This is a genomic window from Mesorhizobium sp. Arg314 (assembly GCF_053714275.1).
On sequence record NZ_JBSKBP010000379.1, the window covers coordinates 1 to 227 of the forward strand.

The window sequence follows — 227 nt, forward strand, 5'->3', positions numbered from 1 at the left end:
TCGGCGAGCCAGGCTTTTGGGTCGACCTCGTTCAGGCGGCAAGTGGTGATGGATGTCAGCATGACGGCAGCCCGGTCAGCGCCGCGCTGGCTCCCGGCGAATGTCCAAGCCCGCCTTCCCAGGGCCACACCTCTCAATGCCCTTTCCGCGGCATTGTTGGTCAGGCAGATTCTGCCGTCATCGATGAAGCGGGCAAAGTCCTCCCAGCGCGAGAGCATGTAGTTGAT

General features: G+C 62.6%; 1 protein-coding gene. It reads right to left on the bottom strand.

Annotation, left to right across the window (positions count from 1 at the left end):
• The coding region (locus ACWGS9_RS35945) for an IS66 family transposase (protein ID WP_454509580.1) at positions 1–227 on the bottom strand (227 nt) is incomplete at both ends.